General features: G+C 67.2%; 15 protein-coding genes. 9 read left to right on the top strand and 6 right to left on the bottom strand.

Annotated elements, in window-relative coordinates; all coding sequences use genetic code 11:
* Positions 1-210: 210 nt before the first annotated feature.
* Positions 211-4,566, bottom strand: coding sequence for a YadA family autotransporter adhesin (locus ACPTTC_RS36330; protein WP_423396143.1), 4,356 nt, complete (start codon positions 4,564-4,566; stop codon positions 211-213).
* A 1,133-nt stretch (positions 4,567-5,699) separates the two neighbouring features.
* On the opposite strand from ACPTTC_RS36330, the gene ACPTTC_RS36325 reads away from it, so the two are divergent.
* A complete protein-coding gene (locus ACPTTC_RS36325; RefSeq protein ID WP_423396142.1) occupies positions 5,700-6,506 on the top strand; it encodes a response regulator in 807 nt (268 codons plus the stop codon).
* Between the two features lie 21 nt (positions 6,507-6,527).
* Here ACPTTC_RS36325 and ACPTTC_RS36320 read toward each other — a convergent pair whose 3' ends face one another.
* Positions 6,528-8,720: a TonB-dependent siderophore receptor gene (locus tag ACPTTC_RS36320; RefSeq protein ID WP_423396141.1), complete on the bottom strand. Its 2,193-nt coding sequence runs from the start codon at positions 8,718-8,720 to the stop codon at positions 6,528-6,530.
* Positions 8,721-9,166: 446 nt separating this feature from the next.
* Here ACPTTC_RS36320 and ACPTTC_RS36315 point away from each other — a divergent pair, with 446 nt between their 5' ends.
* Positions 9,167-10,114, top strand: coding sequence for a mannuronate-specific alginate lyase (locus tag ACPTTC_RS36315; RefSeq protein ID WP_423396140.1), 948 nt, complete (start codon positions 9,167-9,169; stop codon positions 10,112-10,114).
* A gap of 31 nt (positions 10,115-10,145) precedes the next feature.
* On the opposite strand, the gene ACPTTC_RS36310 is transcribed toward ACPTTC_RS36315, so the two are convergent.
* Positions 10,146-11,171 (bottom strand): AraC family transcriptional regulator, encoded by a 1,026-nt coding sequence (locus tag ACPTTC_RS36310; RefSeq protein ID WP_423396139.1) that lies wholly within the window; start codon positions 11,169-11,171, stop codon positions 10,146-10,148.
* Positions 11,172-11,523: 352 nt separating this feature from the next.
* On the opposite strand from ACPTTC_RS36310, the gene ACPTTC_RS36305 reads away from it, so the two are divergent.
* The 7 genes from ACPTTC_RS36305 to ACPTTC_RS36275 all read left to right on the top strand — a co-directional run bounded on the left by ACPTTC_RS36305 (position 11,524) and on the right by ACPTTC_RS36275 (position 17,506).
* Positions 11,524-12,771 (top strand): dienelactone hydrolase family protein, encoded by a 1,248-nt coding sequence (locus tag ACPTTC_RS36305; RefSeq protein WP_423396138.1) that lies wholly within the window; start codon positions 11,524-11,526, stop codon positions 12,769-12,771.
* Positions 12,772-12,811: 40 nt separating this feature from the next.
* Complete coding sequence (locus tag ACPTTC_RS36300) at positions 12,812-13,600, top strand: SDR family oxidoreductase (RefSeq protein WP_423396137.1); 789 nt, start codon at positions 12,812-12,814, stop codon at positions 13,598-13,600.
* A 70-nt stretch (positions 13,601-13,670) separates the two neighbouring features.
* Positions 13,671-14,909, top strand: a complete 1,239-nt coding sequence (locus ACPTTC_RS36295; RefSeq protein ID WP_423396136.1) for a styrene monooxygenase/indole monooxygenase family protein — start codon at positions 13,671-13,673, stop codon at positions 14,907-14,909.
* Between the two features lie 5 nt (positions 14,910-14,914).
* Positions 14,915-15,442 carry a flavin reductase family protein gene (locus ACPTTC_RS36290; protein WP_423396135.1) on the top strand — a complete coding sequence of 176 codons (528 nt, stop codon included), beginning with the start codon at positions 14,915-14,917 and terminating at the stop codon, positions 15,440-15,442.
* A gap of 36 nt (positions 15,443-15,478) precedes the next feature.
* Positions 15,479-16,435, top strand: a complete 957-nt coding sequence (locus ACPTTC_RS36285) for a SphA family protein (RefSeq protein WP_423396134.1) — start codon at positions 15,479-15,481, stop codon at positions 16,433-16,435.
* Positions 16,436-16,463: 28 nt separating this feature from the next.
* Positions 16,464-16,844: a hypothetical protein gene (locus tag ACPTTC_RS36280; protein WP_423396133.1), complete on the top strand. Its 381-nt coding sequence runs from the start codon at positions 16,464-16,466 to the stop codon at positions 16,842-16,844.
* 65 nt (positions 16,845-16,909) lie between these two features.
* The gene (locus ACPTTC_RS36275; protein ID WP_423396132.1) at positions 16,910-17,506 is read left to right on the top strand and encodes a flavin reductase family protein; all 597 of its coding nucleotides are present in this window, start codon (positions 16,910-16,912) and stop codon (positions 17,504-17,506) included.
* 140 nt (positions 17,507-17,646) lie between these two features.
* Here the strand turns inward: ACPTTC_RS36275 and ACPTTC_RS36270 are convergent, their stop codons facing one another.
* The 3 genes from ACPTTC_RS36270 to hflC are packed head-to-tail and all read right to left on the bottom strand — an operon-like array spanning position 17,647 to position 21,664.
* Positions 17,647-19,590, bottom strand: coding sequence for a heavy metal translocating P-type ATPase (locus ACPTTC_RS36270; RefSeq protein WP_423396131.1), 1,944 nt, complete (start codon positions 19,588-19,590; stop codon positions 17,647-17,649).
* Positions 19,587-20,630, bottom strand: a complete 1,044-nt coding sequence (gene hflK, locus ACPTTC_RS36265; protein ID WP_423396130.1) for a protease modulator HflK — start codon at positions 20,628-20,630, stop codon at positions 19,587-19,589. The genes ACPTTC_RS36270 and hflK overlap by 4 nt, the downstream gene beginning before the upstream one ends.
* Positions 20,627-21,664, bottom strand: coding sequence for a protease modulator HflC (gene hflC / locus ACPTTC_RS36260; RefSeq protein WP_423396129.1), 1,038 nt, complete (start codon positions 21,662-21,664; stop codon positions 20,627-20,629). Before hflC ends, hflK begins: the two co-directional genes overlap by 4 nt.
* Between the last annotated feature and the right edge of the window lie 38 nt (positions 21,665-21,702).

The raw sequence follows: 21,702 nt of genomic DNA, 5'->3' as shown, positions 1-21,702 counted from the left end.
CCTGCCGACGCCATTTTTCCGGTGTGTGCCGTGTGAGACTCGCGCGCAGGGCAAGCGGCGTGGCCTGCCGGACGCGCTCGGCGCAACCCTGTCGATCGTCGCGGCGCATCAAACGCCGATGGCCCGAGGCAGACAAGTCCACCCCGGGCCACGGATTTCCCGCCGGTGCCGGGCATCACAAACACTGCCCGGCACTGGCGTAGAACGACGTCAGAACTGGTAACCCGCGCCCACCACCGCGCCGAAGTCCGAACGCGTGTTGCCTGTCACCGACGCCTTGACGACCCAGCGGTTGCTTTCCGTCACGTACGAGTACCCGGCGGCGAAACCCTGCTGGCCGTGATAGTTCGACGTCGCCGCCGAGACCATCGAGCGGCCCGCGCCCGTCGGTTGCGGCAGGCCGGCCACGGCCATTGCCGATGCCACGCCGCCGTACATGTCCTTCTTCAGGTCGTTGAACGAGTTGTATACCTGGCCGATGCGCTGGTCGGTGTAGCCCTTCGCCTGATTCGACGCGGCCGACAGGTTGTCGTTCAGCTGCTGCACGTTCACCGCATCGGTCGGCGCCGTGCCGGCCGCGACGTTCGTGACCTGGCGTTCGCCGCCCTTCGAGCCGACCGAGAACGAATTGTCGCGATCGGCGACGGAGCCCTGGCCGACCGCCACCGCGTTCTTGCCGGTTGCGGTTGCCGTCGACCCGATCGAACCCGCATCGGCACGCGCGATCCACGTGGTGTTCGCATCGGTCACCGCCGCGCGGATCTGGTCGTTGGCCGCCACGTTCTTCAGCGCCGAGTTGAACTGGCCCATGTTGACCGCGTCGTTGTCCTTCACGCCCGCCGCGACACCGGTCAGCACGCGGTCGCCCGCAGTGCCGGAGAAGTTCACGCTGGTGCCGCCGGTGTCCTTCCCGACCGTGATCGCGCCGTTCGGATCCTGCTGCTGCACGAGGCCGGCCTTGCCGTTCGCGATGTTGGTCACGCTCCCCTGCAGGTTCGTGATATCGGTCGTGTTCTTCGCGACCTGCTGGTTGGTCGCGTAGAGCTGCGAGCCGTTCACCGCATCCGTGCTGGTGGCGCTGAGCGTCCCGGCCTGCACGTTGGTGATGCGCGTGCCGCCGGCGCCGCCGAGCGTGATCGAGCTCTTCGAGCTGTCGTCGTACTGCACCGCGAGCGCGCCGAGCTGGTTGAGACTCGACTGGACGCCCTTCAGCTGCTTCACGTTCACCGCGTCCGTATCGTCGGTGCCTGCGGCGACATTCTTCAGCACGACGGCCGCATTCGCGTCGCCGCCGACGAGCGATACCGAATTCAGCCGGTTGCCGTTCGCGTCGACATCGTACTTGACGACGTTCTTCACGGCCTCGCCCGCCTGGTTGGACACCTGCGTGATCTGCTGTTCGAGCGACGACTTCACGCCCGACAACTGGCCGCCGTTCACCGCGTCCGTGCTGCCCGCGGCGATGGAGCCGTCGGCCACGTTCGTCAGCTTCGTCGGTGCACCGCCGCGCGCCGCGTTGTATGCGCCGGCCTTCGGGTCGAACTGGAGCGCGTCCTGCTGCAGTCCGGCGATCGCCGCCGTGTTGCCGGCGATGTTCGTTTCGGCGTTGCCGATGCGCGTTTCGTGATTCTCGAGCGTCGTCGTGTTGCTGCCGACACGGCCGTCGAGGTTCGTGAGCGCGTCGCCGACGTTGTTGAACGAACCGCCGCCGACTTTATAGGCCGGCGCGCTGATCGAGCCGTCCGGATTCGCCGTTGCACCGCCGCCCAGCGCGGCTGCCGTGCCGTCGGTCGCGCGGCGCAGTTGCGCGCCGTTCACCGCGTCCGTGCTGCCGGCCGCGACGTTGCCTTCCGCGACGTTGGTCAGGCGCACCGGGCTCCCGCCGTTACCCGCGCCGAGCGAAACCTGCTTCTTGCTCGCGTCGTCGTACTTCACGGCGAGCGCATCGAGCTGGCTCGTGCCGTTCTGAACCGCCGCGTTCAACTGGTCGACGTTGACCGCGTCCGTTCCGTTCTTGCCGGCCGCGACATTGCCGATGCGTTGCGGGCCGTTGCCGCCATGGCTCGCGTCGTAGGTGCCGAGGTTCGCGTTCCACTGGAGCGCGTCCTGCTGGAGCGCGGCGATGTTGCCCGTATTCGTCGTCACCTGGTTGCCAAGCGTCGTCACGCTGTTGCCGACGTTCGTGATCGACTGGTTGAGCGTGTCGGTGGCCTTGCCGAGCTGGCCGACGTTCACCGCGTCGCCCGTGGCAATGCCGTCCGCCACGTTGTGCAGCGCGACCGGCGACTGCGCCCCCTTGCCGCCGAGCGTCACACCGCTGTGCGCATCGTCGTCGTACTGCACCGCATTCTTCGTCGCGTTGCCGATCTGGTTGTTGATCGACGTGCTCAGATTGCCGAGCGTCGTGTTGATGTTGTTCGTCACGCTCGTGCTGAGCGACGACAGGCCGCCGTTCAATTGCCCGACGTTCACCGCATCGGTGTTCGCGACACCGGCCGCGACGTTGTGCAGCGTCGTGCCGTTCGTACCGGCGAACGTCACCGAGTCGAATCCGCTCTGGCCGTCGTACTTCACGTTGCGTGCGTCGGCTGCCTGCAGGTTGCTGATAGTGGTGGTCGCCGTGCTCAGCGACGTGTTGATGCCGGTGACGCTGGTCTGCAGGTTCGTGATGTTCGACGCCGCCGTCGAGATCGACGCTTGCAGCGGTGCGACACTGCCCTTCAGCTGGCCGACGTTGACCGCGTCGGTGTCGGCGACGCCGGCCGAGACGTTACCGATGCGTTGCGGGCCGTTGCCGCCATGGCTCGCGTCGTAGGTGCCGAGGTTCGCGTTCCACTGGAGCGCGTCCTGCTGGAGCGCGGCGATGTTGCCCGTATTCGTCGTCACCTGGTTGCCGAGCGTCGTCACGCTGTTGCCGACGTTCGTGATCGACTGGTTGAGCGTGTCGGTGGCCTTGCCGAGCTGGCCGACGTTCACCGCGTCGCTCGCGGCAATGCCGTCGGCCACGTTGTGCAGTGCGACCGGCGACTGCGCACCCTTGCCGCCGAGCGTCACGCCGCTGTGCGCATCGTCGTCGTACTGCACCGCATTCTTCGTCGCGTTGCCGATCTGGTTGTTGATCGACGTGCTCAGATTGCCGAGCGTCGTGTTGATGTTGTTCGTCACGCTCGTGCTGAGCGACGACAGGCCGCCGTTCAGTTGCCCGACGTTCACCGCATCGGTGTTCGCGACACCGGCCGCGACGTTGTGCAGCGTCGTGCCGTTCGTACCGGCGAACGTCACCGAGTCGAATCCGCTCTGGCCGTCGTACTTCACGTTGCGTGCGTCGGCTGCCTGCAGGTTGCCGATATTGGTGGTGGCCGTGCTCAGCGACGTGTTGATGCCGGTGACGCTGGTCTGCAGGTTCGTGATGTTCGATGCCGCCGTCGAGATCGACGTCTGCAGCGGTGCGACGCTGCCCTTCAGCTGGCCGACGTTGACCGCATCGGTGTCGGCGACGCCGGCCGCGACGCCGTTGATCGTCGTGCCGTTGCTGCCGTCGAGTGCGATCGCCGCATGCGAATCGTCGGTGTATTTCACGACGTTCTTCGTTGCCGTCACGATGCTGGTGCTGAGGCTGTTGCCCACGCTGGTCACGCGCTGGTCGACATTCGAGATCGAGGTCGACAGCGAATTGCCGACCGACGTCACGCGCGCGTCGACAGTGGCGATGCTCGTGCTGAGTGCGCCGTTCACGTTCTTCAGCTGCTGCACGTTGACGGCGTCCGTATCGGCCGCGCCCGCCGCGACGTTCTTGAGCTGGCGCTCCTTGCCGATCGCGCCGAACGACACCGCGCCGCCAACCGGCGCGGCCGTGCCGCCGAACACCGGCGTACCGCCATTGTTCGCACCAACGCTGCCCGAGCCGATCGCCACCTGGTTGTTGTCGTTCGTCTGCGCGCCTGCGCCGATCGCCACGGATTGCGTGCCGCCGGCGCGCGTCTGCGTCGCCGCGTCGTACGCCGCGCCGCTGGACACGCCGTCGCTCGACGTCGGATTGGCGCCGCCGATCGCAACCGAACGATCGCCGCTGGCGAGCGCCGAGTGGCCGAGCGCGATCGAGCTCGTGCCGTGCGCATCCGCGACGTTGCCGAGCGCCATCGAGAAATCGCCGACCGCGGCCGACTGGCGGCCGATGGCGAGCGCCGTGTTGCCTTGCGCGACGGCTACCGTGCCGATCGCCATGGCCGAGTTCGCCAGCGCCTGCGCGCCGACGCCGACGGCAATCGCACCGCCGCTGCTGGTGCCGCCCTTGCTGCTCGCATTCGACTGGTCGCCGATCGCGATGCCGCTGGCGCCGGCCTTGGCATTCGTTCCCATCGTGACGTTTGCCGTGCTTACCGCCACGTAAGTCCCGCTCTTGGTCGACACGCACAGCGGGTTCGTGCCGTCGATGCACTGACCGCTCAGCGCGTTGTCCGGGTTGCCGCGGTCGACGAAATTGTCCGCGTGCGCGGCGCCGGCGATCATGACACCTGCACCCGTGAACATGGCGGCGGCCAGCGCCGAAATCTGCTTCCTCTTCATGGTCTTCTGCTCCGTTTTGTAGCGTTTGGTTTGAATACGGACTACTTACTTTTTGTTGAAGACTTCAGCTGCGGTTACGATTGCGACTTCAGTTCGGAACCCGGCTCTCATGCCCGGCCCGGGCGTGCCGAGGGCGACACGCGTCGTCCGCCCGTCGCGACGGGACGTTCGAAAGCCCGGGCACGCCGTTCGTGTTACGGCCCGTTCCGTTAATCCAGGCAATGCATTAGGAATGCATATCGTTTTATATGGACGAATTCGTCCATCGACTGAATCCGGAGATTCAACCCGTCGTTATGGACACCCCTGATTTGATGTCGCGTTGAGCGCGACCAACCCCGCTTCTTTTATTTCATCTACGACAACCGGATTTTCACTTGTGCCCAACGGACTTTCGCCCGGATACACATCGAATGATGCCTCGGCCCCGAATCGCACAACATCCGTCACAACCCACCGTGCCTCGTGCTGCTCGATGCAACCCTGCTTTCAAAGTTCGGACGAATTATGAGACACGATCTCGAATTATTGAAGGCAACATTCTTTATAGATTGTAAAATTCAATATATTCAATGCGTTACGTTAAAAATGCGCATCTCGCAAACGATTTCGCTCCGCCGGAATTAATCAAGATGTTTTTCCCGGCGTACAAATACTTTGCTGAAGCGGATTAATGATAATTTCCGGCAGAAAATTTCCACCGAAAAGTTGCCGCGCGGCACGACTGGTCACGGCGGCGGGAATGAAAATGGCGGAAATGGACAGACACCCACGTGCCATACTGAGAACGCAAACCACAATACACGATGAAGATTCAAAAATCTGAATGAAGCGAATAGAGTCAATGCGTCTGGCAAGAATCTAAATATGCCCCTACAATTCGGCTCGAATCGGTACCGGCAGCCGCGCCCTTTTCGGCGCGCGACAACGGCAACGCTCCGCGCCTTTACCGGATCCGTGATCAAAACAAGCCATGCCGGGTATTACGCCGACCGGATGTCTGTCGCGTAGCTGGGCGAAATCCGAATATCGATACGTTTGTGCGTCGCCATAGAGCGGCTTCCGACGACTATCCGAACCGGGCCGGCCACCCGCAGGAACGCAGCCAGCAGCCATTCCAGAACAGGTGCACGATGCATCCATCGATCTCCGCATTGGGCGACGCCCATATCCTGATCGTCGACGATCAGCCCGACCAGCTTCGCTTGCTGATCGACATCCTGCGCGGCACGGGGTGCCGGATCAGCATTGCGTCCGACGGGCTCCAAGCGTGCCAGCGCGCGCAGGCGCTCATGCCCGACCTGATCCTGATGGATGTCCGCATGCCGCGGATGGACGGTTTCACCGCTTGCCGGCTGCTTGCCGCCGATCCGCTGACGTGTGCGATTCCGGTGATCTTCCTGACCGTGGCCGGCGCGTTGCACGAACGCCTCGAGGGGTTCGACATCGGCTGCGTCGACTACGTGGTGAAGCCGTTCGAGCCCGCCGAAGTGCTCGCGCGGATTCGCGTGCAGCTCGCACGGAAAAAGCGCGAGCGGCCGGTCGACACGGAAAGCCCGTTCGTGGCCGGCAAGGACGACGACATCATCGTGCGCGCGGCCATCCGCCACCTGGCACGGACGCTGAACGATCCGCCGACGGTGGAGCAACTGGCACGCGCGGTCGGCACCCACGAGAAGCGGCTGTCACGGGCGTTTCGCGACAATCTCGGCCAGACGGTGTTCGAGTATCTGCGACACGAGCGGCTGCGGATCGCGCAGGATCTGCTGGACTCGACGTCGCTCAGCATTGCCAGCATCGCGAAGGAAATCGGTTTTTCCACGCCGGCGAATTTCGCGACCGCATTCCGCGAACGTTTCGGCCTCACGCCGACCGAGTGGCGACGCCAGCGTCAGGCCGGCGAGCACGCCGCGCGTCGGGAACCGCAACGCGACGCGTAGGACCGTTCCGCGCGCTCGCGATTACCAGGTGGTTTTCGCGGTGGCCAGCACGGTCCGCTCGTTGCCGAACACGCAGACGGCGTACGACTGGCAGCCGCTGACATAGCGCCGGTCGAACAAGTTCGCGATGTTCAGCGCGAACCGCCAGTGCGGCATCTCGTAGTGCAGGGCCAGGTCGACCAGCGTCACGCTCGGCACGGTCAACGCGTTGTCGGGCGCGCCGGCCGCCGCGCTCTGGTAGCGCACGCCGCCGCCGATCCCGAGGCCCGACAGGACGCCCGTACGCCAGGTCCAGTCGGCCCACGTCGACGCCATCTGCCGCGGCAGCGGCACGGCCACCGGCCAGTGGTTCAGCGACGCATCGTTCGCCTGCACGTTCTTGACATCCTGATACACATACGACGCGACGACCGACAGCTCGCGGGTGACCTTGCCGAGCGCGCTCAGCTCGATCCCGCGCGAGCGCACCTTGCCGGTCTGCACGGACGTCGTGCCGGTCGGGTCGAGACTCGCCGGTGTCGGCGTCACGACGCTGGTCTGGTCGATCTGGTAGACGGCCGCGCTCAGCATCAGGTTCCTGCCGGGCGGCTGCCAGCGCAGCCCCGCTTCCGTCTGCTTGCCGCGGGTCGGCTGAGGCAAACCGCCGCCGAACATCCTCACGCCGATGACGGGATCGAACGACGTCGAATAGCTCACGTACGGCGACAGCCCCGCGTCACCCTGATAGGTGAGCCCGACGCGCCCGGAGAACGCACTGACGTCCTGCTGCGCCTGTGTGCCGGCCGTCCGATCGTCGAACCGCTCATTGACGAAATCCTCGCGGCCGCCGAGCGTCAACGTCCAGCGCCTCCAGCGGACCTGGTCCTGCGCGTACACACCGAACGCGTTCATCGCCGTGTACTGGTCGACGTGGCCAAGCGACGTCGGGCCGGAGAAAATCGCGTCCGTGACGGGCCGGTAGACGGGGTGGTACAGGTTGAGCGACGGCGCGAGCGCGAGCCACACGCTGTTGGTCGTCGTCTGCCGGTCATATTGCGCGCCGAGCAGCAGCGTATGTTCGAACGGCCCCGTGCCGAAGCGCGCCTGCGCGTGGTTGTCGAGATCGAGCCGGCTGTAGTTGAGCTGGAACAGCCCCGCGAAACGCATCATGTCGGTGGTGCTGCGGGGCATGAAGCCGTTGCCGAACACCGTCGCGTCGTCGAGCGACAGGTGCGACCAGCGCATGTCCTGATGCAGCGACCAGATGGCGTTCACGCGGTGCTCCAGCGCATAGCCGAGCGACTCCTGCTTCTTCCGGTAGTCGTTGAACCCGGGGGCGCCCATGTAGATGTCCTGCGACAGACGGCCGTTCGGGTTCGGCAACACCGTGCCCGACGCGGGCAGGAAGTTCGACGAAATATCGCCGCTGTCCTGCAGGAACGTCGCCGAGAGCGTCAGCGACGTATCGGCGTTCGGCCGCCAGCGGAACGACGGCGCCAGCGCGACGCGCCGGTTGCCGTTCGGGCCGGTTACCGCATTGCCGTCGCGCGCCACCCCGACGAAACGGTACGCGTAGCGACCGTCCGGGTCGAGCGCATCGCCGACGTCGAGCATGAACTGCTTGCGCGCGTCGTTGCCGATCTGCACGCCGGCTTCGCGGACGCGTTCGCCGTCGGCGAGCTTCGTGTGGACGTCGACGATCGCGCCGGGCTCGCCTGCGCCGTACAGCACCGACGTCGGCCCGCGCAGCACGGCGATCGAATCGATCGTGTCGGGGTCGACACGCCAGTTCGCGATGATGGCCGTATTCGGCGCGGCCACGCCGTCTACATACAGCGTCGGCGTGAAGCCGCGCAGCGCCGCATACCAGTCGGTGCGGCTGTCGGCGCCGAACGTCGCGAATCCCGGCACATAGCGCAGCGCCTGGTTCAGATCGGTCGCGCCGGTCATCTCGATCTGCTGCGCGGTCACGAGATTGATCGTTTGCGGGATCTCGGCCACCGGCGTGCCGGTCTTCGTGCCGGTCGTGGTGCGCAGCCCGACGAGCCCGCTCGACGCGCGGTCGGCCTTTCCCGTCACGTCGATCGTCGGCAGCACGGCCGCAACCGCGCCGGCCGGCGGCGTGGCTGCCGCACCCGATGCCTGCGCATGTGCACTGCCCGCCGCCGCCACGTACAACGCGCTCCCGGCGGCAATCGCCCTCGCGCGTCGCGCCGCCCCCGTCCCCGTTACCATCGTTCCATGCTCCATCGTGCTGGTGGCCGATCCGGCCTGATCGCGGCGCGACGCACCGTCGGCGTCCGCCCCGTGTTGTCTTCTTTGCGATGCTGGTTGCGCGCGCGTCGGCATGCACTGGCCCATGGCGTCGGTCGCGAGCGCAGCGATGATACCGGGCGAACATAACGCAGTCTTTAAAAAAGTGCGGCGGGGTTCGGTGCGAGGAAAGCGGAACCGGTTCGGCATCGTTCCGGACGGCTTTCGCCAGGCAACGCGGATGAAAGACGCGGACGCTAAACTGCGTGCGCCGCCGGCGTGACGGCAGGTTGCACGGCCCTGCGCGCGTCACCGGGCTTCGCCGCGTCTTGCCGGCCGCACGCGTCCGACGTCGCGGGGTCGTCAGGCCGAAGGGCGGCTTCCCTGTTTGTCCCACCACCGTCATCACCGAGGACGCTATGCGCCGCATGCCGACCCGACCGCTGTCCGCTGCGTTGCTCGTCGTGGGCTTGCTCTTCGCCACCGTGTCGCCGGCCCGCGCCTGCGACATCCCGGCAGCCGTCACGACGATCGATCCGCCCGGCTACTATGACGACGCCGCCGGCTATGCGCGCGCCGTGAAGCCGATGCGCGATTTCATTGCCCGGCTCAATGCGTCGGCTGACCAGGGGGACTGGTCGTGCGCAGCCAGCCTGCTGGAAAGCTGGGCGCGCGCTGATGCCCTGATGGGCCGAATCACCGGTTATCAGGGCTACTACGAGCGTTCGTGGGCCGGCACCGACTTCGCGATGGTGATCCTGCGCATGCCGCGCGACGTGCGCGACGCGAACCGCGCGCGGTTCGACACGATCGATCCGTGGCTCGAACGCATCGCGATCGCCACCCGCGATGCGGAGGCGATCAATCATTTGCACAACAATCTCGTGTACTGGGCCGGGCTCGACCTGATCGCCATCGGCACCGTGACCGGCAACTCGAGCCTCGTCGACTCGGGGCTGCTGCGGGTACGCGAAGGCATCCGCGACATCGGCCCCGACGGGGCGCTCGCGCGCGAAGTCAAACGCGGCAACCGCGCGCTGCACTATCACACGTTCGCGCTGCTCCCGCTCGTGTTCGCTGCGGAACTCGTGCAGCGGCGCCATATCGATCTCTATCGGGAAAACGACGGCGCGATCGGCCGCCTGGCGAACCTCGTCATCCATGCGGTCGATGATCCCGCCAGCTTCACGGCCATCACGCCGGTCAAACAGGACCTGTTTCCGTGGACGTTCCGCGATGAGCTGAGCTGGGTCGAGCCGTACTACGCGCGCTTTCACGACGCGCGGCTGCCGGCGATCATCGCGCCACGCCGCCCGTTCACCGAATGGCGGCTCGGCGGAAACGTGACGGCAGCCTGGGGCGTGCCGCTGCCGTAGACGATCCGCGAGTAGGTTGCCGCGTGACCCGCTAGGCGCGCACGCGCCGCATCCTGAGCGTCGCCGACGGCGACTCGCCGAACGCGCGCTTGTACTCGATCGCGAACCGCCCGAGGTGCGCGAAGCCCCATTTCAGCGCGATGTCCGTCACCGATGCGAGCCCCGGCGACTCGTCGGCCAGCAACGCCTCGCGCACACGTTGCAGCCGCAACTGCCGCACGAAGCCCATCGGTGTGATGCCGTGGCGTTGGCGGAAGCCTGCGAACAGCGTGCTCGGGCTGACGCCGGCGAGTTCGGCGAGCCGCTCGATCGTCAGCGGCTCGTCGAGATGGGCGCGGATGTAGTCCTCGACGCGCCGCACGTAGAACGGTGCCAGCGCCACCGGCAGGTGTCGCGTGCCGTTGCGCGCGCTGTTCGGGTGGCCGTGCAGCAGCAGGTTGAGCAGCGTCGATTCGAGCTGCTCGAAGGCGAGCGGGTGCCGCAGCGGATGCGCATCCGTCGCGATCGCGCCCGCGAGGATCGGCAGCATCTGCGTCAGACACGTCCCCTGCGGCGATGACAGGCTGAATTCCGGCTCGAATTCGACCGGCGCGTGGCGATCGTCGCCGAAATGCCGCCGGGCGTGGCGCTCCATCACTTCGCGCTCGATGCGCAGGATCACTTGCGGGCACGCGTCGCCCCAGCGCATCTTCAGCGACAGCGTCGGCGAGATCAGCGACGCGGTGCCCGGCGACGACACGAAACGCGCCGAGCCGCACTCGATTTCCGCGTCGCCGCGCAGCGGGATCTGCAACAGGAAGAAGTGCTCGAGCGGCCCCGGCTCGATGCTGACGCCACCGCCATAATCGAGCAGGTTCAACGACAGGTTGCCCCAGCGCGCGTGATGCATGCAGCTGTGCAGCGCACGCGATTCGCCGGTCGGCGTGAGCCGGTGCGGCTTGAATACGTCGGCGACACGTGCGCGAACCTCGTCCACGTCGTTCGACTGCAGCATCAGGTTGTCGTGATTGAAACAGGCGGTGTCGGCCAGCCAGCCTGTTCCGGAAAATTGCGCCATCGATGTTCTCCCGTCATGCTCGATTGCACTCGCGCCGTGCATGCGTTCCCGGTATGGGGGCATCCGCCGCACGATCCGGATAGCGCCCGGAGTATCCGGACAGTCCGGCCGCCAAAGCACGCAAGTCCCGCGCAAACAACGCAAGAAGCGGACCGTTCGCGCATCGTAGAAAACTGTGCGGGGCTTCCGCATCCGCACATACCCGCAGTCAGCCGCGCGCCGGCCCACGCGCGGCGGCCGGTGCAACAGGTTTCCGGAATTCGCGGATACCGGCCGAAGAAAGCGGATAGAAACGCCCATTTCGTCCGCCAATACTGGGCTTGTCACATAGATGAACCCTATGGAGGGACACATGCAAGGACGTCACATCGAGATTCCGTCGCCGGACGGCGGCACGTTTCGCGCGTACCTGAGCACGCCGGCCGCCGGCAAGGGGCCCGGCATCGTGCTGTGCCACGAGATCTTCGGCGCGAACGCGACGATGCGGGAAGCCGCCGACTACTACGCGGAGGAAGGCTATACGGTGCTCGTGCCCGACCTGTTCTGGCGTCAGGCGCCGGGAACCGCACTCGGCTATGCCGCGGCCGATGTCGAACGCGCGATGGCCCTGTACCGCGAATACGACGAGGACAAGGGCGTCGAGGATGTCGGCGCCGCGCTCGGGGTGCTCAGGCAGTTGCCGGAATGCACGGGCGAAACCGGCGTGCTCGGCTACTGCCTCGGCGGCAAGCTCGCGTATCTCGCCGCGTGCCGGCTGCCGGGCGTGGCCGCGGCGGTCAGCTACTACGGCGTGGGCATCGAGCAGGCGCTCGACGAGGCGTCGCACCTGCGCGGCCGGCTCGTGCTGCAGATCGCCGGGCAGGACCGCTTCTGCCCGCCCGACGCGCAGCAGCGCATTGCCGACGCGCTCGCCGGGCGCGACGGCGTCGAAGTGCATACGTATCCAGGCGTCGATCACGCGTTCGCGCGCGTCGGCGGCGATCATTTCGACAAGGCCGCCGCAGTCATGGCCCACCAGCGCGCGATCACCGCGTTCCGCGCCGCGCTCGGCCCGCGCTACGACCTGTCCACACTGTGGGAAGCGCACCTCAAACACGAATTCGACACGCGCAACGTCGATGCAACGATGGCGACGATGGTTGCCGAGCCGTACGTCAACCATATCCCCACGCTGACGGGCGGCGTCGGCCACGACGAGCTCAAGCGCTTCTACACGCATCATTTCGTGCATGCCAATCCGCCGGACACGACGATCACGCCGATCTCGCGCACGATCGGCGCGAGCCAGATCGTCGACGAGCTGCTGTTCTGCTTCACGCACACCACCGAGATCGACTGGATGTTGCCGGGCGTCGCGCCAACCGGCAAGCGCGTCGAGATTCCGCTCGTCGCGATCGTCAAATTCCGCGGCGACAAGCTTTATCACGAGCATATCTACTGGGATCAGGCAAGCGTGCTCGTGCAGATCGGCCTGCTCGATCCGGCGGGCCTGCCGGTCGCGGGCGTCGAGACGGCCCGCAAGCTGCTCGACGAAACCGTGCCGTCGAACGGCCTGATGCGCCGCTGGCAGGACAGCGAGCCGTCGACGGGCGCGCATTGACGCGGCCCCTCCCTCACTCAACGATTTCCGGAGACACCCCATGACTGCCCTTGCTGGCAAAGTCGCGATCGTCACCGGCGGCGCCACGCTGATCGGCGCCGCGGTCGCGCAGGACCTGAGCCGCGCCGGTGCGTGCGTCGCGATTCTCGATCTCGATGCCGAGAACGGCGCGCGCGCGGCCGCCTCGCTCGGCGAACGGGCGATGTTCGTCGCGCTCGACATCACCGACGATCGCGCGATCGAGCGTGCGATATCGGCCATCGCCGACCGGTTCGGCGCGATCGACGTGCTCGTCAACCTCGCGTGCAGCTACGTCGACAACGGCATCCAGGCGACCCGCAACGACTGGCTCGCCGCGATGGACGTCAACGTCGTATCGGCCGCGATGCTCGCCAAGGCCGTGGATCCGCACATGGTGCGGCGCGGCGGCGGCGCGATCGTGAACTTCAGCTCGATCTCGGCCCAGTGCGCGCAAACCGGCCGCTGGCTGTACCCGACGTCCAAGGCGGCGATCCGCCAGCTCACGCGCAGCATGGCGATGGATCTTGCACCCGACCGCATTCGCGTCAACTCCGTGTCGCCGGGCTGGACGTGGTCGCGCGTGATGGACGAGTTGACGCACGGCGACCGTGCAAAGACCGATCGCGTCGCCGCGCCGTTCCACCTGCTCGGCCGCGTCGGCGATCCGTCCGAGGTCGCGCAGGTCGTGACGTTCCTGTGCAGTGACGCGGCGAGCTTCGTGACGGGCGCCGACTACGCGGTGGACGGCGGCTATGCCGCGATGGGCCCCGAACAGGCGGTACCGGCCATTGCGCGCCTGGCGGAGTGACCGCGCCTCACCGCCGCTTCCCTTCATCAACACGATTCCGGCCGGCATCCGGCCAACCGAGGACAGATCCATGAGACGCATCGCCATCGTCGGCGCCGGCCAGTCCGGCCTGCAACTCGCCTTCGCCCTGCTCGAGCAGGGCTACCACGTCACGCTCGCGACCAACCGCGACGCCGAACAGATCCGCACCGGCAAGGTCATGTCGAGCCAGTGCATGTTCCACACGTCATTGCAGATCGAGCGTGACCTCGGCCTGAACACCTGGGAGGAAGCGTGCCCGTCCATCGAAGGGATCGGCATCGCGGTGCCGCATCCGGACGGCAACGGCCGCAAGGTGATCGACTGGTCATCGCGGCTGACCCGCTACGCGCAGTCGGTCGACCAGCGCGTGAAAATGGCCGACTGGCTCGACCGCGTGCGGCGCCGCGGCGCGGACGTGCGCATTGACGACATCGGCGTACCCGAACTCGAGGCACTGGCGCGCAGCCACGACCTCGTGCTGCTCGCGGCCGGCAAGGGCGAGATCGTCAACCTGCTCGGCCGCGACGACGCGCGCAGCGCGTTCGACCGCCCGCAACGCGCGCTGGCCCTCACCTACGTGAAAGGGATGACGCCGAGCCAGCCGTATTCGCGCGTGCGCTTCAACCTGCTGCCCGGCATCGGCGAGTACTTCGTGTTCCCCGCGCTGACCACGACGGGCCCGTGCGAAATCATGGTGTTCGAAGGCATTCCGGGCGGCCCGCTCGACTGCTGGGCCGACGTCAAGACACCCGAGCAGCATCTGGACCGGAGCCTGTCGTTCCTGCAGCAGTACGTGCCGTGGGAATTCGAGCGCTGCCGCGACGTCGAGCTCACCGATCCGAACGGCACGCTGGCCGGGCGCTTCGCGCCGACGGTGCGCAAGCCGTTCTTCCGGCTGCCGTCGGGCCGGACGGTGTTCGGGATGGCCGATGCGGTGGTCGTCAACGATCCGATCACCGGCCAGGGATCGAACAACGCCGCGAAATGCGCGAAGGCCTATTTCGACGCGATCATCGCGCGCGATGCCGCACCGTTCGGCGAAGACTGGATGCAGCAGACGTTCGAAGGCTACTGGGCTTATGCGCAGCACGTCGTGCGCTGGACCAACTCGCTGCTCACGCCGCCGCCGCCGCACATCCTCGAACTGCTCGGCGCGGCCGGCCAGCTTCCTTCGCTCGCCGCGGCGATCGTCGACGGCTTCGACGATCCGCGCCGGTTCTCGCCGTGGTGGTTCGAGCCGTCGGCCTGCGCGGCGATGATCCGCGAACACGGCGCACGCGCGGAGTAACCGGCATGGAAACGACCGCTACCGATCGCCCGGCCCTCGACCCGATGCAGTTGCGCGCCGCGTTCGGGCAATTCCCGACCGGCGTGACCGTGATCACCACGTGCGCGGCCGACGGACGCAAGGTGGGCCTCACCGCCAATTCGTTCTCGTCGCTGTCGCTCGATCCGCCGCTCGTGCTGTGGAGCCTGCGCAAGGTCGCGCCGAGCCGCCCGGATTTCGTCGCGGCCACCCATTTCGCGATCAACATCCTCGCGCACGACCAGATAGCCCTGTCGCGCCGTTTCGCGACGCCCTGCGCCGACAAGTTCGACGGCGTGCTTCACGTGGATTCGGCGACCGGCGGCGTGCCCTGCCTCGACGGCGCAAGCGCGCGCTTCGTGTGCCGCAACGTCGGTCATTACGAAGGCGGCGATCACCTGCTCTTCATCGGCCAGATCGAGCAGTTCGACGCGTTCGGCCGTGCGCCGCTGGTGTTCCATGCGGGCCAGTATCGCGCGATCGCCGACCACCCCGATCTTTTTCGCGCCGTTTGATTAGTTATACAAATAAATACCCAGGAGGTGGTGAACATGAAACTCGGCTCTCGCGTACTCGTCGTCGCAGGCCTCACGATCGCCGGCATGGCCGCCAGCGCGCCTGCCGGCGCGGCCGACCTGCCGGCGGTCAACCTCGGCATGACCAGCTTCCTCGACGGGATGCCGCCGGCCGGCTCCGGCTGGTACGGCACGCAGTACCTGCAGGCGTACACGGCCAGCCGCGTCAACGACAATGCGGGCAACAAGGTCGGGCTGCCGAAGCAGGACATCGACCTGTTCGCGGGGCTCAGCCAGCTCGTCTATCAGTCGCCGCTGACGTTCGCGGGCATGCATCCGGGACTCGACGTGATCCTGCCATGGATCGCGTCCGCGCGAACCGACGACGGCATCGGCCATGTCGCGCTGAATGCGCGTGCGGGCTTCGGCGACCTGCTGATCGGCCCGTTCATCCAGTTCGACCCGGTGATGGGCGCACAAGGCCCGCGCTTCGCGCAGCGCGTCGAATTCCAGTTCATCGCGCCGACCGGCGCGTACGACCCGTCGCGCGCGATCAATCCCGGCAGTCATTTCTGGTCGTTCGATCCGTACTGGGCGGCGACGCTGTGGCTCACGCCCAAGTGGACCGTGTCGTGGCGGCTGCATTATTTGTGGAACGCGACCAACCACCAGCCGGCCACGTCGCTCGGCCCGGACGTGACGTCGACGCAGGCCGGCCAGGCTATCCACGCGAACTTCGCGACCGAGTATGAAGTGCGCCCCGGCCTGCGGCTGGGGCTCAACGGCTACTGGCTGCGCCAGACCACCGACATGAAGGAAAACGGGCAGGACGTGCCGGGCACGCGGGAGGCCGTGTTCGCGATCGGCCCGGGGGCCATGTACAGCGTCTCGCCGCAGGATCACCTGATGTTCAACGCCTATTTCGAGACCTATGCGCGGAACCGGCCGCAGGGCACGCGGCTGGTGCTGCGGTATGTGCATCACTTTCAGTGACGGAGACGGGGGGCGTTGAGCGGCACCCGTGTGTGTCGGTGCCGCCGGTGCCGGCGCCTATATCTCCATCATCGTCGACGAACTCACCGCGCTGCTCGCGATACGCGAGGCGTACGAATCGCTGCAGTGTGAACATAAAGAGATCCGCGGTGCGCTACGCCCGGTCACGGCGGAGCGCGATCTCGCCGAGGAACGGCTGCGTGCATACCGCCGCGAACTGTTCGGCGCAAAGGGCGAGGCACGAGACTCGGATCGGCCTGGTCTGTTCAACGAAGCCGAAGCGATCGTATCGCCCCCCACCGCTACCTTACCTGGCTGTTCCAGCGTCTGCCGCAGGCGAAAGCCGTTGACGGCTACGACGCGCCGTTACCCTGGAAGAGGCCTGCCGATATGCATTGACGTTTCATGAAGCACTGAAACGATGTGGCCCAGATGATGTCGACAATGGGAGGTGAAAACACTCCTTCGACTATCATGGAAACTCGCAGCATCAGCCTCCCCGTTTTATATTTCGGCACACCTGTCGCCCTCGTTTCCAGCCTGAATCCAGACGGCACCACCAATCTTAGCCCGATCTCATCCTACTGGGCGCTGTCCAATACGTTAGTGATTGGTTTGAGCGAAACCGGTCAATGCCGCCGCAATCTGGAACGATGCGAAGAGTTGGTACTCAACTTGCCAGACGCACCGCTTTGGGCGAACGTCGAGGCCATCGCAGCAACTTCCGGATCTGAAGCCATGCCTGATACAAAGAAGCAGATGGGGTATCGATTCGAACGCGACAAATTCAAGCGTGCAGGACTCACTACGAAAGCTAGCGAACGCATCGCTCCAATGCGAGTCGCTGAATGCCCGATACAGATTGAAGCGAGCCTGGTCCGCATCCATCGGATAGGTAACGAGGCTGACGCGATGATTGCGGCCGAGCTTAAGGCACTACGGATACACGTGCATGCCGAACTGCTATCCCCCGAAGATCGAATCGATATCGAGCGATGGCATCCGCTGTACTACGTGTTTCGTCAATACTTCTCACTTGGGGAGCACCTGGGAAAGAATTTCAGAGCATAGCAAGCGTCGTCGCCGATATGCCTCTCGATTCTCAGGGACGTCGTAGATGGATTGCCTACCATCGACAACACGATCGCAAGCGGTCAGTGACCCACGCTCTACCATGCGGCAAACGGCGACGGCGCCTCTTTACACTCCGCTCACGTGCCGCGAACGTCCTCGTCGATCCGCAGCAGCCGCCCTGCATTCGCGATCACGATGAACGTGCCGACGTTGTGCAGGATCGCCGCCCACACCGCGCCGAGCATCCCGGTCGCGGCGAGCGCGATCACCGCGAGCGTCCACGCGAGGCCGATCGCCGCGTTGGTCGTCGCGGTGCGCCGGCATTGGCGGCCAAGGCGGATGCAGGTCGGAATCCGCTTCAGGTCGTCGCCCAGCAGCACGACATCGGCCGACGCAATCGCGATGTCGACGCCGCGCTCGCCCATCGCGATGCTCGTCGAGCCGGCCTTGATCGCCAGCACGTCGTTCAGCCCGTCGCCGACGACGAGCGGATGCAGGCCCGCGCCGATCTCGCGCATCACGTAGTCGAGCTTGTCGTGCGGCAGCGCCTGCGCGACCACCGTCTCGATGCCCGTCTCGGCCGCGACCTTGCTGGCGACGCGCTCGAGGTCGCCCGTCAGCAGCGTCTGCCGCGCCAGACCGAGCGCCCGCAACTCGGCGAGCGCTTCGCGCGCGTCGGGCCTCATCGTGTCGGCGAACCCGAACCATGCGAGCAGCCGCCCGCCGAGCGCGAGGCCGACGAGCGGCCCGTCGAATCCTTCCGGGGCGGCAGGCAAGCCTCCGACGTGGTCGGCCAGCAGTGCCGGACGACCGAGCACGGCCGTGCCGTCCGGCGTGTCGGCGACGACGCCGAGCCCACGCAATTCCCGCGTGCGTTCGAACGGCGCAACGGCCGCGCCGGTGACGCCGAACGCGGCGGCATCGCGAACGAGCGCCCGGCTTGCCGGGTGCGCGCTGCTTTCGCCAAGGCGCGCGGCCAGCGCACGCGCCTGCGCGGCGTCGACACCGGGCTGCAGCCACGCCTGCCGGACCTGCAATTCCCCGCGGGTGAGCGTGCCCGTCTTGTCGATCACGAGCGAATCGACCTCGGCGATCTTGTCGAGGAACGCGGCATTGCGAAACAGGATGCCGTGCCGCGCGCCGACCGCGATCCCGGCAATGGCCGTGGACGGCGCCGCGAGCACCAACGCGCACGGGCACGCGGCCACGATGACCGCGAGCATCGCCGATGCATTCGCGGACGTGAACCAGACGATCGCCGCGATCAGCAGGACAAGCGCGAGATACGCGCCCATGTGCCGCTCGAGCACCTGCGTGACGGGCGGTTTCGCCTGCTCCGCGTGCTGCATCAGCGCGATGATCTTGCCGAGCGTCGAATCCTTGCCGGTGTGGGTGACGTCGATACGCAGCACGCCGTCGAGATTCAGCGCGCCGCCATACACCGTGCTACCGGAATCGACGTCGTGCGGCACCGATTCTCCGGTGATCGGCCCGTTGTCGACGCTCGACGCGCCCGCCGTCACGATGCCGTCGACCGGAATGCGCGCGCCGGCCACCACTTCGATGCGGTCGCCCGCACGCAGCGCGTCATACGCGACTTCGGTGACGCTGCCGTCGGCGTCGATGCGGCGCACGCGGCCGGCCGTCAACTGGCCGAGCGCGCGGATCGCTTCCTGCGAACCGAGCACGCTGCGCTCTTCGAGCGCATGGCCGAACGTCATCACGATCGGCAGCAGCGCGGCCGTCGTCATGTCGCCGATCGCCCATGCGGCCAGCATCGCGAGCGCGATCAGGCGATCGGTCACGCCGTGCAGGCTCGGCGCGCGCAGGCTGTGCCACGCGCTCGCGAACACCGGCCCCGCGACGATCAGCGACGCGAGCGCGGCGAGCAGTTGTGCAAGCGTGTCGCCGCCGGGCGCCAGCATGCGCCACGCGAACGACAGCACGAGCAGGCCGCCCGCGAGCAGCGCCAGCGCGATCTGCCGCGTGATCGTGCGGCGCTCGTCGGAGGACAGCGCGTAGACCGTCTTGCCGGCGGGAGCGGCGTCCGGCTGCACGGCCGGTTCGGCGAACGAATTCATCGGGCGTTTCCGGGCAGGATCAGGTTCGAGGTGTCGTGCGGATCGATCGTCGTCACGCGCCCGGCTTTCGACAGCACGCGCTGCACGCGATCGCGATACAGCCGCGCCAGCAGCCCCGGATCGCCGTTCTCGCGCAGCGTCGCATCGAGTTGCCGGATTTCCAGCGTGTCGGTCTGCGCGGTGGCGACGCGTTCGGCCGCGTGGGCCTGCGCGTCCTGGATGATCCGGTCGGCATCCTGCTGCGCATCCTGCCGCCGCTGTTCGGCGGCGGTGCGCGCTTCGGCGATGGTCCGCTCGGCGACCTGCAGCGACGTCAGCACCGCGTTGAACGCGTCGGCGGCCGCACCGGGAAACGCGGGCTGCACGTCGACGCGCGCGACTTCGACGCCGAGCCCCGCGTGCGCCGCGTCGAGGGCGCGCAGGTGCCGCGCGATCGCATCGGCGAGATCGCCGCGCAAGCGTTCGCGACGCGCGGCCATCTGCCGGTCGGCGGCGAGTTGCTCGGGGCGCGCGACCAGGATCGCGTCGAGATCGCGGCTCGCCGCGACCTCGACGGCCGACGCGGAGACGATCCGCTCGAGCGCCGCGTCGAGACGGTCCCGCTGCAGCACGTACGCGTATGGATCGCTGACCCGGTAATAGAGCACCGCGCTCAACGCGACCGCGCCGCCGTCACCGGTCAGCACGTAGCCGGAACCGGCCAGCGCGTCGGGCAGCCGCGCGACACCCTGCGCGGACGGCGCGAGCGCCCGCGGATCACGATCGAGCGAGCGGATCCGCTGTTCGAGCACGCGCGCGGCGCCCGGCACGAGCAGGACCGATTCGAACGGCTGCGGCCAGGCGAGCACGAGCCCGGCGTCCTGGGTGCGCACGAGCGCGCCGAAGCGCATCACGACCGCGCGGCTGTCCGCCGGAATCCGCCGGATGTTCGAGCCGGCCCACGCGCACGCGGCGAGCACCGCGAGCGCGGCGACGAACCAGAACGACAGGCGCACGGCCTGCGCGCCCGGCCCCAGCGGCGGTGCGGACGGTTCGCTCATCGCCTGGCCTTGTGCGCGTTGGGCGCGGGTGCGGCCTGCCCCGACGCGTCGCCCGGCCCCTGCACGAGCACGCGGAACGGCGCGGCGTCGGTGCGCAGGATCAGGTTCGTATTGGTGCCGACCACCGCGTTCAGTGTGTCGAGCGAACGCAGCATCGTGTACAGGTGCGGGTTGCCCGCGTAGCTCTTGCCATAGATGTCGGCCGCGTCCTTGCGCGATTGCGCTTCGATGCCGGCCGCTTTCACGTTCGCGTCGGCCAGTGCGATGCGCGCGTCGCGCTCGGCGTCCGAGCGGATCTGCGCGGCCTCGCGATTGCCGTCCGCGGTACGCTGCGCGGCCACGGTCTCGCGTTCGGCGCTCATCCGGTCGACCGTCGCGGCAAGCGTGACGGCCGGCAGCGTGAGCCGTTCGAGCCCGACCTGGGCGACCCGCACGCCGTACGCCGCATAGAGCTGCGCGTCGATCTGCCGGCGCAGCGCGTCCTCGAATTCGCCGATCTTCACCTGGGCCGGATCGGTGTTCACGAGCGACGCGAGATCGTATCCGGCCGACGTCGTCTGCAAGGCGGAGCCGACGAGCGAGCGGATCTGCCGCGCCGCTTCGTCCGGCTCGTTGCCGACCGCACGCATGAAACGCCCGATGTCGCGCGCATCGGCCGGCACGCGCCACGCGACGTAAGCCTCGACGATGATGCGCAGCCCGTCGCGGGTGCCGACGTCCTGCAGGCCGCTCGACGTGGTGTGCAGGCGCAGGTCGACGGGCGTCACCGCATCGATCGGTGCAGGCAGCCGCCACGCGAGCCCAGGTTCGAGCAGCACGCGCACGGGCCGCCCGAACCGCGTGACGACCGAGGCCTCGCCGGCGCGTACCTGCACGAAGCTTGCGACCGCGAGCGCGACGAGCACGCACAGCAGCGCGATGGCGACGCGCAGGCGAAACGCGCCGGGCGGCTGCGGTGCGCCGTGATGCGCGTGATGATGGTGGCCGTGGCCGTGGTGCGCATGATCATGCGCGTGCGAATGAAACAGACTCACGATGTCGCCCCGGGTGCGGCGTCGCCCGCGTGCGGGGC

The sequence above is a fragment of the Burkholderia mycopellens genome (assembly GCF_964265025.1).
In the GTDB taxonomy this organism is placed as follows: domain Bacteria; phylum Pseudomonadota; class Gammaproteobacteria; order Burkholderiales; family Burkholderiaceae; genus Burkholderia.
Note: the sequence above shows the minus strand (reverse complement) of the source record. Positions and strands in the feature narration are given on the sequence as shown.